The 14,436-nt window shown below is 37.5% G+C and carries 10 protein-coding genes; 2 read left to right on the forward strand and 8 right to left on the reverse strand.

Annotated features, from left to right (window positions below; all coding sequences use genetic code 11):
* The first annotated feature begins 18 nt into the window (after positions 1 to 18).
* Together D0T53_RS08170 and D0T53_RS08175 are read left to right on the forward strand one after the other, a co-directional pair.
* Positions 19 to 3,171, forward strand: a complete 3,153-nt coding sequence (locus D0T53_RS08170; RefSeq protein WP_163266707.1) for an efflux RND transporter permease subunit — start codon at positions 19 to 21, stop codon at positions 3,169 to 3,171.
* 12 nt (positions 3,172 to 3,183) lie between these two features.
* On the forward strand, positions 3,184 to 4,584 hold the full coding sequence (locus D0T53_RS08175) for an efflux transporter outer membrane subunit (RefSeq protein ID WP_163266709.1): 1,401 nt from the start codon (positions 3,184 to 3,186) through the stop codon (positions 4,582 to 4,584).
* Positions 4,585 to 4,677: 93 nt separating this feature from the next.
* On the opposite strand, the gene D0T53_RS08180 is transcribed toward D0T53_RS08175, so the two are convergent.
* The 8 genes from D0T53_RS08180 to D0T53_RS08215 form a co-directional block, all read right to left on the reverse strand.
* The gene (locus D0T53_RS08180) at positions 4,678 to 6,903 is read right to left on the reverse strand and encodes a lipopolysaccharide assembly protein LapB (RefSeq protein ID WP_163266711.1); all 2,226 of its coding nucleotides are present in this window, start codon (positions 6,901 to 6,903) and stop codon (positions 4,678 to 4,680) included.
* Between the two features lie 137 nt (positions 6,904 to 7,040).
* Entirely contained in the window at positions 7,041 to 7,862 is an 822-nt protein-coding gene (locus D0T53_RS08185; RefSeq protein WP_163266712.1) for an aldo/keto reductase, read from the reverse strand.
* 80 nt (positions 7,863 to 7,942) lie between these two features.
* Positions 7,943 to 8,443, reverse strand: a complete 501-nt coding sequence (locus D0T53_RS08190; protein WP_163266714.1) for a hypothetical protein — start codon at positions 8,441 to 8,443, stop codon at positions 7,943 to 7,945.
* A gap of 264 nt (positions 8,444 to 8,707) precedes the next feature.
* A complete protein-coding gene (locus D0T53_RS08195; protein ID WP_163266716.1) occupies positions 8,708 to 11,011 on the reverse strand; it encodes a hypothetical protein in 2,304 nt (767 codons plus the stop codon).
* Positions 11,012 to 11,200: 189 nt separating this feature from the next.
* Complete coding sequence (locus D0T53_RS08200; RefSeq protein ID WP_370457808.1) at positions 11,201 to 12,052, reverse strand: M48 family metallopeptidase; 852 nt, start codon at positions 12,050 to 12,052, stop codon at positions 11,201 to 11,203.
* 48 nt (positions 12,053 to 12,100) lie between these two features.
* Positions 12,101 to 12,898: a metal ABC transporter ATP-binding protein gene (locus tag D0T53_RS08205; RefSeq protein ID WP_163266719.1), complete on the reverse strand. Its 798-nt coding sequence runs from the start codon at positions 12,896 to 12,898 to the stop codon at positions 12,101 to 12,103.
* Complete coding sequence (locus D0T53_RS08210) at positions 12,895 to 13,776, reverse strand: metal ABC transporter solute-binding protein, Zn/Mn family (RefSeq protein ID WP_163266721.1); 882 nt, start codon at positions 13,774 to 13,776, stop codon at positions 12,895 to 12,897. The genes D0T53_RS08205 and D0T53_RS08210 overlap by 4 nt, the downstream gene beginning before the upstream one ends.
* Positions 13,773 to 14,423, reverse strand: coding sequence for a carbonic anhydrase (locus D0T53_RS08215; protein WP_163266723.1), 651 nt, complete (start codon positions 14,421 to 14,423; stop codon positions 13,773 to 13,775). The genes D0T53_RS08210 and D0T53_RS08215 overlap by 4 nt, the downstream gene beginning before the upstream one ends.
* Between the last annotated feature and the right edge of the window lie 13 nt (positions 14,424 to 14,436).

Raw genomic sequence — 14,436 nt, forward strand, 5'->3', positions numbered from 1 at the left:
TAATAAAAAATATATACAATGTTAAGAACATTTATAGACAGGCCCGTACTATCAACCGTGATATCTATTATCATTGTTGTGTTGGGGATTATAGGCCTAGTAACATTGCCTGTGGAACAATATCCGGATATTGCGCCACCAACAGTACAGGTGTCAGCAACATATCCGGGGGCTAATGCCGATGTGGTAATGAACAGTGTGGTTATACCACTCGAAGAGCAAATAAATGGAGTAGAGGGTATGACATATATGACATCTACTGCCATGAATAATGGTATGGCTACCATTCGGGTATTTTTTAAACAAGGGGTTAATCCCGATATTGCTGCGGTAAACGTACAAAATCTTGCCGCCCGTGCAAATCCTTTATTACCAGCTGAGGTAACACAAACAGGGGTAACCGTACAAAAGCAACAGAATAGTACTATTCTGGGTTTAACAATATCGACAGAGAATCCCGATTACGATGGTGAGTTTATTCAAAACTATGCTAATATAAATATTCTGCCTCAAATTAAACGTGTTTATGGGGTAGGGGATGCCAATGTATTTGGGGCAAAAGACTATTCGATGCGTGTATGGTTAAAGCCCGATGTTATGGCTTCTTACAAAATATCAGCGCAAGAAGTTATTGCTGCTTTGCAAGATCAGAATATAGAAGCTGCTCCGGGAGAGCTTGGAGCTAATAGTAATCAGGCATTTCAGTATACATTAAAGTTTACGGGTAAATTAAAAACAGCCGAACAATTTCAGGATATTATTATTCGCTCGCAAGGCGGGCAACTTCTACGTTTAAAAGATGTTGCAAATGTAGAACTAGGTGCGGTAAGTTATGCTGTGTATTCTAAAATGAATAAGAATGAAGAATCGGTCTTCATTTCAATTAGCCAAACAGCAGGTTCTAATGCTCAGCAAGTAATCGAAGATGTAAAAGCTGTACTAAAAGAAGCCGAATTAACTTTGCCGGCAGGAGTAAAGGTTAACTATATAATGGACTCCAGCGAATTCCTTGATGAGTCGATAAGCAAAGTAGTTTCTACTTTAATCGAGGCGTTCTTACTTGTGTTCTTAGTTGTATTTGTTTTCTTGCAGGATGTTCGTTCAACATTGATACCTGCTATAGCTGTACCTGTGGCTATTGTCGGAACATTCTTCTTTTTGCAGGTATTTGGTTTCTCTATAAACTTGCTTACTCTGTTTGCGTTAGTATTGGCTATTGGTATTGTGGTGGACGATGCTATTGTGGTCGTCGAGGCTGTCCATGCCCAATTGGACGCGGGAGAGAAAGACCCTCGCGAAGCAACTTTGAAGGCGATGAAAGAAATAGCTCCGGCTATTATTTCTATAACCTTGGTTATGTCTGCGGTATTTATTCCAGTGAGTTTTATTGGAGGAACAACAGGTATATTTTTCCAGCAATTCGGATTAACTCTTGCCGTCTCAATTCTTATATCGGCAGTGAATGCCTTAACGCTAAGTCCGGCTCTTTGTGCATTATTCCTGAAAGGACACGACGAGAATGAACATGGTAAGAAGAAAAACTTTATAGAGAAGTTCTACTACTATTTTAATATAGCCTTTAATGCAGGAACTCGTAAATATAAGAACTCTTTGCACTTCTTAGGAAAAAAAGGACATCGTTGGATCACTCTAGCTATAATTTTGGTGGCATCTGTAATTTTGTTCGGCTTAATGAAAGTGTTACCAACCGGATTTGTGCCGAATGAAGATAGTGGTGGTGTAATGGGATTCGTAACTTTGCCTCCGGGAGCATCGCTCGACCGTTCCGATTCGATTGTAAATAAAGTTATAGATATAGCTCAGGAAATAGAAGGGGTACAAAGTGTAACTAATATCACAGGGGTTAACTTTATGAGTGGTTTAGGTAGCTCGTATGGTACTGTTATCGTAAAGATGGACCCATGGGGTGAACGTAAACTTACAACAAATGAGGTCGCTAATATTTTAACTCAAAAAACCAAAGAGATAAATGAAGCTACATTCTTCTTTATGGCAACACCAACCCTGCAAGGGTTTGGGCTTGGTTTCGGGGTCGAAATGCAGATGCAAGACCGTATGGGGGGCGATATAAACGAGTTTTATGAGTTTACAAAAGATTTTGTAGCTAAAATGAATGCTCGGGACGATGTTATGGCTGCAATGACTAACTTCAATCCTAACTTCCCTCAAAAACAGATAGATGCAGATATTGCGAAGATTAAAGCTGCAGGACTGACGCTTTCGCAAGTGATGGGTACTTTACAGGCCTATATCGGAAGTTATTATGTATCTAACTTTAACCTGTTTGGTAAACAGTTCCGTATTATGATGCAGGCAGGACCTGAGTACAGAGCAAATGAAGCGGATATTAGTGGTCTGTTTGTTCAAACAGCTTCGGGAGAAATGGCTCCGATAACAGAGTTTATTTCGATTACCGATATTTCGGCACCTCAAACATTGAACCGATTTAATATGTATTCATCTATGGACGTAACTATTATTCCAAACATGATAGATGGTTATGGTAGTGGTGATATAATTAAGGTTGTAGAAGAAATGAAAGCCGATTTTCCAGCTAACTATACCTTTGAATATGCAGGTATGACTCGCGAAGAGGCCGGATCAGGTAGCCAAACTGTTATAATATTTGGTATATGTTTGATATTCGTATATCTGCTGTTGGCTGCGCTTTACGAAAGCTATATTTTGCCATTGGCTGTAATATTCTCGTTACCGGTCGGATTAGCAGGGGTGTTTATATTCCTTATGTTATTCGGGGTAAGATTGGGTATTGTAAACAATATATATGTGCAGATATCGATGATTATGTTAATTGGGCTTCTTGCTAAAAATGCCATCCTTATTGTTGAGTATGCTATACAGCGTCGCCAACAGGGAATGAGTATTGTTGAGGCGGCTGTTAATGGTGCTGTAGCCCGTTTACGTCCTATTTTGATGACATCGTTTGCATTTATATTCGGTCTTCTACCTCTGGCCCTTTCAACAGGTGCGGGAGCTTTGGGTAACAAGTCTATTGGTATTAGTGCCATTGGAGGTATGTTTATCGGTACAATGTTAGGTATTCTGATTATACCAACGCTGTATATAATGTTCCAAAGCTTGCAAGAGCGTTTCAGTGGAAAAGATCCGAGAAGTAAAACAACAAAATAATAGCACAAGAATATGAATAAAAGATATTTTGCAGGTGCGGGATTAGTAATGCTTTTGAGCATTACTTTCCTCTCATCCTGTGGCATTAGAACTAAATATAAAGAGCCTGAACTTCCTCAAAATGTTTTTAGAGAAGGTACTACAGGCGACACTACAACTATTGCTTCAATTCCTTGGCGTACATATTTTTCGGATATGTATTTACAATCTCTTATTGATGAAGGATTGAATAATAGTTTCGATATGCAGATAGCTTATCAACGTATCAAGCAAACCGAAGTTGCACTTGATGTTGCTAAGGTTGCTTATTTTCCCGATTTGACATTAGTTGGAAGCGCAGATCAAAAACGCCATAGTGTTGGCCGGGAGAGCGGACAGTTTCTGCCAAAACACTCAGAATCCTATATGCTAGGCGTATCAACCTCTTGGGAGTTGGATATATGGGGTAAATATTATAAGCAAAAACGTGGAGCTGTGGCACAATATATGCAAAGCGTAGCTTATCGTAACCTTATTCAAACATCATTGATCGCTAATATTGCTACTTCTTATTATACGTTGGTAGCATTAGACGAGCAATTGAAGGTAGCTAAAGATATGGCTGGAATTATGCAGGAAACTGTAGAGACAATGACGGACATGAGAGATGCCGGATTGTTAAACAGTGCTGCTGTAGAACAAACCAAATCGGCATATTATTCAACTTTGATTTCTATTCCTGATATGGAAGCTCAGATTCGTAATCTGGAGAACACTATATGTTTATTGGTTGGGCGCGAACCTTCATCAATATTAAGGAGTACTATTAATAATCAGGTTGTTAATGAAAATACAAGTCACGGTATTCCATCACAAATGTTGGCTCGCCGTCCTGATGTGAAAATGGCTGAATGGCAATTCCGTGCCGCTTTTGAGGCTGTTGGAGTAGCGCAGGCAAGCTTTTACCCATCGGTAAGTATCAGTGGGACGCTAGGATATTCAACAAGTAATACTGTTTCGAATTTCTTCAAACCCGAGAATCTTATTGCTAATATTGTAGGAAATTTGGCTCAACCGATATTTGCCCGCAATGCATTAAGAGGACAATTAAAGCTTGCTAAGGCTCAGCAGGAAGAAGCTTTATTGTCGTTTAAACAAACAGTTATAAGCGCAGGAAATGAAGTTTCGGACGCTTTATATAGTTTTGAGGCTGCACAGAAAAAAGTTGAGCTTCGTCAGAAACAAATAGATGCCACTGAAAAATCGGTGGAATTTACTAAAGAGCTTTTGAAAGCTGGTTTAGCTAACTATACAGAGGTTTTAACAGCCGAAGGCAATTTATTGCAAGCTCGTTTAGGCGAGGTTTCGGATAAACTTGCACAATTGCAGGCTAATGTAACTCTTTACAGAACCTTAGGTGGTGGCTTAGAGTAGACCTTTAACTAACTATTATACCTTAAAAAAGGGCCAACTACATTTAATGTAACTGGTCCTTTTTTCTTTGTAGATAAAAATGGTGTCTTTTTATTAGTCCAGTTTATATTGTATCTGATCTAACAGTAACGGAAAGAAGCTTTCTTTTATTCCTACTGCCATAAGTTCTTCTTTGTCGGCTGTTAGTAGTTCCGAAAATTCCTGAAGATTATTGTTAAGCAACGATACAGCCTGTATATATTGCTCTAAAGCTTTTTTCCTATTGTTTAAAGCAAGCTCTGTATGTCCGGCGTTAAGAAAATCGTGCACAGTTGGTTTTGCTTCAAGTATACGGAAATAGTATGCTTGCGATAAATCAAACTTTTTCATTAAGAAAGCAGTCCAGGCTATCGGTCTCCATGCTTTGGGATTATCTCCACCATCCATCAATTCCACTTTGAAATAGGCATTCAGGGCTTTGTTGTAGTCCTTCATATCCAGATAACAATGTCCTATGTTCAATTGAGTAGCTATGTTATCGGGGTGCAGGTCTTGTATTTTTATATAATACGATAGAGCCTTTTCCGGTTGTTTTTTCGAACGATACAGCTGGGCAATACGTTTCATTGTCCATGTGTTATCGGGTAATAATAAGTCGGCCTGCAGGTAGGCTGCCAGTGCGTCATCAGTATTGTTTAACATCTGATTGCAGTATCCTGTTTTTTGCCATATATCCGAAGTATCTAACCCTTGTTCGGCGAGTAAGCTGAAAATTTTAAGTGCTTCGGTAAAGAAATTTTTATCGAAACAGTATTGAGCTATAGCCTTCATATCTTCAGGTTCGGAGATTAATGGGGCTATCGATTGTTTGTCGTAGAAATTTAATCGTAGTGTGAATATATCGAAAAAGCTCTTTTTAGCAGTGTGCAATTTAAAGAATCTGTAAAGGTCTTGTATATAAAGATTTGATATGATTTCGTCTTTCGCTGACGAATTCATTTCTGCGGCTTCCTTTTGTAGTTGTTTCATTTCTTCCGATTCTTCACCAAAACGGCGTAACATCATTTCACGTTGGCTTTCGGGTAATTGCAATAAACTGAATGCGAACGAATATTTATCGGAGTTACACATATGCCCCGAATTCAGAATAGCTGAATACAAAAGGTTTTCGCTACCGTTTCCATTAAATAAATCCAAAAGTTCGGAATATGAAATATCAAAAGGGATGAACCAGTTACTAAACTCACTAAAGAATGAGAAGTTTTTTAAATGAGCAAAAGTAGAATGAAAAACATCAGCCCCTTCCATTTGCAGGTTCGAATATTCCTGTAATTTACCGGCTAAGCCCGAACTTTCGAGTTCTTTTTTCCATTCAGGGTTCTTCTCCGAAAAATCAATATCGCCCGACATTAGCTCTTCCATATTCAACTTTCGTCCAGCCATTGAGTTGAACTTCATCATTTCGGGAATTATCTCTTCGGTCATTTTCCGGCTTATTTCTTCTGTCTCTCTTGAACGTATCAGTTGTTTAATAACAGCAATAACCGATTTGTTGAAATAAGGATTTTCGCTCAATGTTTCGAGTTGATGCTTACATTCAGGGTAAAAGCTCCACCTTACGTCATACATTTGCAATACGATAATAAGTCCCACAATAGCTCGTTGGCTTATCATAGGATTCTCGTTAGAACATGACGACATTAGTAATTGTACTTTTCTTCCGTCGAAACGATGGCATAGGTTTAATGTAAGAGCAGAGATTATCAAACATTTCTCACGCTCAAGTATATCTTTATTGTTAAAAAAATCGGACAATTGTATTGCTATCTCATTGTCGGCTCGCTTCGATGCAAAAACATGAGAAAACATATCTGCTGCTATCCGTTCACGTTTGACACTCAAAGCTCGCTTTTTATCAATCTTTATATTGTTATCTTCAATAAGCTCGGTAAGCGATAATGAGTCATATATATCGCGCAGTTGTTTGTGATAATCAGCTATCTGGGTGTTATTTTTCAATGATTGAATCCTACTTTTTTCATAATAAAAGTTCGAAGATTCTATCATCAACAATTCGTCGGTAATGTCATCCGTCATTTCATATAAAGTACGCAAAAATCCATTATATACAGTTACCTGATTTGGGTCGTCAGATCCTTCAAATTGATAGAGAAGCATAAATTTATAATTGGTATCCAATTCATTCAGTCTTTCGGATACTTGCCAGTCCTGTAAATTTACCGCCATTTTTGTCAGCAATTCTATGGCATTCTTTAACTGACGTTTTGACAGCTTATTTAATACTTCTTTTTTTTTATTTATGATATCCTGACTACTCATTTGTATAAAGTGTTTATCCTGTTTGTTTTAGCTGTCAGTATTATATTCCTTATTATGCAACATATAAACAGCAAACGGGAATATGAATTCCCGTTTTATATAGACCAATAAATGTGCCAATTTTTATATGATTACTTTTAAAAAGTGAAAGTATCAGGGTCAGAGCCTACCCGTTTATCTTTGTTCAACGAGTTTATCATTATTATTTCGTTGTCGGATAATTTGAAATCGAAGAAATCGAGATTTTGTTTCAATCTATCCTCATTCGACGATTTTGGAATTACAATAACATCACGTTGATAATTCCAACGTAGGATAATTTGTGCAGGAGTCTTGTTGTATTTATCTGCTAAATCCAAAAGGATTTTTTCGGAGAATAAATTGGTCTTTTGAGCGGCAAACGGACTCCACGCTTCCACATGTATTCCTGCTCTTTTACAATAGTCAAGTACCGATTGTTGTATAAGATAAGGATGAAGTTCTATTTGATTTACGGCAGGTATAATAGATGCCGATTTTATTAGTTCGTCAAGATGATGTTCCTTGAAATTGCTGACTCCTATGGCTTTTGCTTTTCCTTTTTTATATATTTTCTCCATTTCAAGCCATGTGTCAACAAATTTTTCTTTCACAGGCCAATGTATAAGGTAAAGGTCTACATAGTCGGTTTCGAGCTTTTTTAAGCTGGATTCGAAAGCTTCTTTCACTTTTCCCGAACGCATATCTTCGTTCCATACTTTTGTGGTAATAAAAATATCTTTTCGGGCGATGCCTGAATTTTTGATGGCTTTGCCCACTATATCTTCATTTCCATAAACAGCAGCAGTATCTATATGCCGATAACCTACCGATAGCGCAGTTTCTATTGCCTTTTGCGATTCATCGTTATCTTCCATTCTGAACACGCCAAGTCCTATGTATGGCATTAATGTTCCGTTGTTTAATTTTGCTTTTTTCATCTTTATATACTTTTTATTTCATAATTTTACGACATTCAGTATATAGGTAAACAAGGTGGATTGTAGTATTGTTCTCGGATTTATTCAACTTCCATACCAAAGACTTGTTCGATAATAGCTCGCGATTTCGGAGATAATGTTTTCTTGCTCCATCCACTCAGATTAATGCCACTGGGTGTAATCATGGTTCCACCTGTAGGTATAAAATGAAAATGGCCTCCCATAAAAACTATGGCTGTAGATCCGGCAGGAAGCATATTAAGAGGTATATCGCCTTTGTAAATTAACACCGAGGGATTTATCTGGTATTTGTCTTTAAACTTATCCAGCAAATCGCCCGATTTATATTTGTAGTACGACCTCAGGTACTTATTGTCGATTATACCTTCGTTACTGTTTTCTTTAAGTAACATTTCGATTTTAGGAGACGATTGTAAAGGGGATGATGTTGTCGGTTTTATAGTTTTCCATAACTCTTTTTTGTATTCGTCATTATTCAGGAACGATGATTGTCCGTATACCATCAGGCTGGCTGATGATAGAATAATGTAAACAATAAATTTAGAGTAACAGGGCTGCATAAAAAATCGTTTATATTTAACTATATAGCACAAATCTAGCGAAATAGCCTTAAGCAAATTATTCTATAAAAGTTAAATAAAAAACAGGTGCGGTTATATAATTATAAAAAAGCGAGCCTATCCTTTAACAAAATGAAAAACGGATAGTTTCTTAAAAAACTATCCGTTATTATTTATTCGGTTTTTATACAATAAGAGGCTATGCATATCACAGCACAGCCTCTTATTCATTTTATATTAGAGCATTTTTAATAACTCAGAAACTTATTTAAATATAACTTTCGATACTTCAGTTCTTTGCGATTCGTAAGTTTTTTTCACAATATAAATTTCGCCTACAATAGGATTAAGAACTTCGATACCTTGAGTGGTATAGTATTTAACTGCTATAACTTCTTCGCCATCAACCAGAACATCATCACTAATGCCTACATAAGCAAGGTCTTCGTAAATTTGGAAGTTATCGAAATAGCAAGTTAAGCCATCACAGCCTTTATCTCCATCGTTATTGAAGAAAGTACTGCCAGAACCAGCGCTTTCACCAGCAATAAATTCTATTTTTATTGGTGTCCATTGATTTAAAGGAGCTGTAGTATTATCAATAAAGAAATCTTTATTTGCAGTTGTAGATGCCTCTGGGTCAGGGTAAGCGCCATTTACGCCAAAAACGAATGATCCGTCTATTGGTTTCAAATCAAAACTGATTATATATTTTTTACCGGCTGTCCATGTTATGCTATTTACATCAAGAGAACCTCCGTTAGGCCAAGAATTTGAAGTACCAGCAATCTTCATACATTGAGGACCATCACAACCAGCAGCGTTAGCATCTTCAAACACATTTACAATGCTTTTATGTCCCCAACCTGCATATCCCTCAAGAGTATTCATATAAGCATTAGGGGTTATATTGTTCGTTTCGGGTACCAACGTTTCGGCTTTAGCATAAACAGTTAAAGTACCAGTACTGTTTACTGTTCCGCTAGTAGCTGTTATTTGTCCTGATATCTCTGTTGCTTCATCCCAAGTAGCAGTAATTTCAGTTCCAGCGTTTGCTTGTTCTGCAGTAAGAGTGCTAGGAACAAGAGTTATTCCGCTAGGAGCAGATAATGTTACATCTTCTGTTAGGTTGCTTCCAGCTACTGTAAATTTGTATTTGTTAGCACCTGTCGATATAGCATCTTCTAATAGCACAACAGTTGCACTAGGTACTGAAAGTAGGGTTTCGGCGATAGCACCTGTATAATACAAGCGGAAGTTGTCAGCATACGCCCAGTTTACACTGCGACTAACAGATTTGAATCCGATTGTTAAGTTACCATCTATAACAGTTACATCAAGCGTATATTCGCTTCCTGTGGTTGTTACTTCCACTTGTTGCGTGCCTGCATAAATGAATGTTCCTGTAGTTCCTTCATCGCCTCCGGCATTGGCTTTAAGTGTATAGTATCCTTTGGGCAGTCCTGTTAGTTCCTGAGAAATAGAAAAGTCAGGTTTACTACTGCTCCAATATTGGAAATAAACATTACCTGTTTTAAATGTGCCACTCAAAGGGCCTGCATCGTTTCTTGTACAATATTCCGAATTAGCAGCACTTGTTTTAGTCCAGCCCGGAATAGTTTGTTGTCTATCTCCTTGGTTTTCCTCAAAACTTGGATTTTGTATATAAGATGTAACATCTGCAGGTGAAGAAGTACTAGCATTAGCTATAGCATAAGTAAATAATGCAGCGTCTAAACTATCAATAGCATCGAGTACCTGAGCCATAGTTGCATTTACATCGGCAGCAATAACTGTAGCAGCATCAATTACAGCTCGCAAAGCAGCAGCTTCATTACCCGATCCATCGCCATATACAGCTTCAGCTTCTGTAATTTTGTTGTTTAAATCGGTTTTGTCAATGCCCAAATAAGTAAGTTTTACATAATCGATAAATATTCTACCTAGAGAACCCGAACCTGAATTTGGAGTACTTATACCTACTTGTATTTTACCAGCTGTATTATCGACTACTGTAAAATCAATAGTTTCAACAATCCATTCTCCCATAGGGAAAGAGGTGCGGCTGGATAATACTGAATTTCCGGAAGCGGGAACCCAACCAACCAAGCTGTTATCTGTAGCATTAGGGCCTGAATTATATGCAGTGTATTCTAACTGATATTTACCGCCTGTAGTAAATGTTACATCCTGATAGTAAGTAAGACTTGCGCCCCAAGCAGCCGAAAGTCCAAGTGAAGCTCCTGTTGCAGTACCATCATAACCTGTACTAGGGATATAACCATAATCCCCTGAGGCATTTAAAGTCCCGGCATAACCATATTCGAAAGTTGATGAAGCCGAATTATCTCCAAAAACACCAATTGTCCAACCAGTAACAGCTTGAATATTAGCACCTCCATTAGCTGAACCCAGATTGGATGAAGTAGTTGTTGATAAAAAATTAGGAGATTCGTCAAATCCGGCGTTACTCAGATATGTACTAGTAACATCTGTTTGTGCTTTCATAGATACACTAAACAGACATACGGCAGAAGCCGCAAAAAACGAAAGTAATCTTTTTTTCATATTTGATTAGGTTTAAATTGATTCACCAGCAAATATGAAAGTTTTTTTCTTTCTGAGAGATGATAAAAAGTGCAAATAAGGGGTATTATTGGCTCAAACTACTTTTTAAGTATATTGGATGGTAGACTAATAATGCAAGAATGGATAGTTTTTAAGAAAACTACCCATTCTTACTTGTTCTGTTTATTATTAGAAACTCCATTTACTGGAAGTTTTGCTCGATGGTGTCGATGTATTTATTCCTTTATAATACTTTAACGCTTCGGACAGATTTTTTTGTATATCTTTTATACGATGGTTGTCGGAAGGGTGGGTGCTCAAGAATTCCATTGAAGAGCCTCCCGATGCATCGGACATGCGAGTCCAGAAAGCTTCGGCCTGACGTGGGTCGTAACCGGCCATTGCCATAAATATAAGTCCCATTTTGTCAGCTTCAAGTTCGTGATTACGCGAGTATTTAAGCATGCCTAATTGCGAGCCAAGCCCATATACCGAAGAGGCTATGTTTTGAACCGCAGCCGATTTGCCGTCTAAAGCCATACCTATAGCAGCACCTCCGTATTGCAGAGCCATTTGTTGACTCATACGTTCATTGGCATGTTTTGCTACGGCGTGTGCAACTTCGTGTCCGAGAACAACAGCTAGGCCTGTTTCGTCGCGGGTTACGGGTAATATTCCTTCGTATACTACTATTTTGCCGCCCGGCATACAAAAAGCATTAACATCCGAACTTTTTACTAAATGGAATTCCCACTGATAACCCGAAAGTTCACTTTCGTATCCATGGTTTTTAAGATACGTTTCTACAGCATTTGCTATTCTGCGTCCTACTTTTTCTACCAAAGCTGTGTTTCCTTTGTCGGTAGATAAAGGTGCTGAGTTTATAAACTCTCCGTATTGTTGCAGACTTAGGGTAAGTACCTCCTGATCGGAAACAAGAAGCATTTGTTTTCTTCCCGTAAGCGGCACGTTGCCACATCCTAGAAAAAAGATGGTCAGAAAACCGACTAATAGTTTTGTTAAATGTTTTTTCATACTCATTCTTCTTAATTTAAATTCCGTTTGTGTAATTTTCTAAAGATAAAAATATTAATCTGTTTCACTTGTATTATTGCAACAATTGCATTTGTTGTGTTTTTCCAACACACGATGGGGAAAATCGCCATGTCCCACAATTTCTATTGGGCACGATGTATAATGCTCTTCGAGCCACTTAGCTGTAATATTATTGCCCGAATGATAGTGTAGCCCTCCATTTACACAGGCTATATTTTTAGTGAGTGATATAACTGTGCCAACGTCATGAGATACCATTATTATGGCTGTATTTCGATTAATTTTATCCAGTATTTTATAAAAATCTGTTTCGAACCGCTTGTCAACATAAGAGCTGGGCTCATCTAAAATTAAAAGATCGGGATTGTCAACTATAGCACGTCCCAATAGTACACGTTGCAATTGTCCTCCTGATAATTGTCCAATAGGACGGTTTAGCAGATTTTCCAATCCCATATCCGAAGCTGTATGTAAGGCTTTTTCTTTTTGGTCTTTAGAAAAACCAGATAAAAATCTTCTTTTTCCGGCTAAACCCGAAAGTATAACTTCAAATACAGATATAGGAAACTTTTTATCAATTTGGGTTATTTGTGGTAAATAACCAATGTTTATTTTATCTGTTTGAGTTCCGTTTACAAAAAAATCAATAGATCCGTCATTGGGCTTTACCAGTTTTAGTATGGCTTTCAATAACGATGTTTTTCCTCCTCCGTTTGGTCCAATTATACCAAGAAAATCGTTTTCGAATACGGTTAAGTTCACATTTTCGAGTACAGGAGGGTTATTGTCATAACATACCTTGAGGTCGGATATTTGAAGTATTTTATTCATTCCGAGGCTAGGGCTTCAGCTATTTTTATCATTTCTTCGTTCCAGTTATAAGAGAGAAGATTCAGCGTCACTATTTTTGCATTTATCTCCTTTGCTATTGTTTGTGCGTTATTTACGTCAAACTCCTGCTGAACAAATACTATTTTGATGTCTTTTGCTTTAGATAGATCTACCAATTCTTTTAGTTGTACCGGAGACGGGCTTTTCCCTTCAAACTCGATAGGGTATTGTTCCAATCCGTATTCGTTGGCATAATAACTAAGGGCCGGATGATAAATAATGAAAGACTTACCTTTAGCCCTGTCTAAGTGCGATTTTATTATGCTATCTGTTTTATTGAACTCGGTAAATAAATTATCGAGATTTTCTTTATAAAATTCTTTATTGTCGGGATCGACTTTAATAATAGCGTTATACATGTTTTGCGCCATTATACGAGCTGTAGCGGGTGAACTCCAGATGTGAGGATCGGCGCCCGAATGTCCGCCATGATTATGGTGGGTACAATCGTGACTATGTTCTTCATCAAGAGATGTTATGCCTGTCGAGCAATCAATTATACTCATTCGAGGGTTGTTATCTTGTATGTTTTTAATCCATACGTTTTCGAAGTTAAAATATCCAACCTTAAAATATAATTTGCTTTTCCCCAATGAAACCATTTGTGAAGGTGTCGGATCAAAACTTTCGGGATTTGAACCGGGTGGAATAATGCTGGATACAGTAAATTTGTCTTTTACTATACATTCAAGAAAGTATTTCTGTGGGTCGATCGATACAGTCAAGTTATTTTCTGGTCTGTCTTTTTCCCGACATGATCCTAATATTGTTGCACTAATAAAAAGCACAATAAATATATGAATACTAGTTTTTTTCATTTCCCTTCTATAGTGAGGTCGTAAATTTTTCTGATTTTATCCAACTCTTTTTTGAAATCAATATCTAAATCTATCAGTACTCCTTTGTGTAAATCGAATATCCATCCAGCAACACGGGGAAACCCATTTTCGAGATAAGATTTTTGTACTTCGGCTGTTTTTATAACGTTTAAACATTGTTCGTATACATTTAATTCAACCAGTCTGTTATGTCTATCTTCTAGGTTTTCTATTGCATCTAATTCTTTTTCGTGCAAACGGTATACATCCCTTATATTACGTAACCACGGATTTAATATTCCTAAATTGCGAGGTTGCATAGCTGCTTTTATACCACCACAATCGTAATGTCCACAAACAATAATATGTTTAACTTTTAAATGCTCTACCGCATAATTTATTACCGATAGGCAATTTAGATCGGCATTTACCACCATGTTCGCAATGTTGCGATGTACAAATACATCGCCGGGGCGTAATCCCATAATCTCGTTTGCATGCACACGACTGTCCGAACAACCGATATATAGATATTCGGGTGTTTGTTGCTGAGCTAAATGTTCAAAGAAATTAGCGTTTTCCGATTTCATTTTTTCAATCCAACGCTTATTTGCTTCAAATATATTTTTGTAATAGCTGTCGGGCATAGAGCGATTTTTA

Source organism: Dysgonomonas sp. 216, from assembly GCF_010501065.1.
Taxonomy (GTDB): Bacteria; Bacteroidota; Bacteroidia; order Bacteroidales; family Dysgonomonadaceae; genus QVMM01.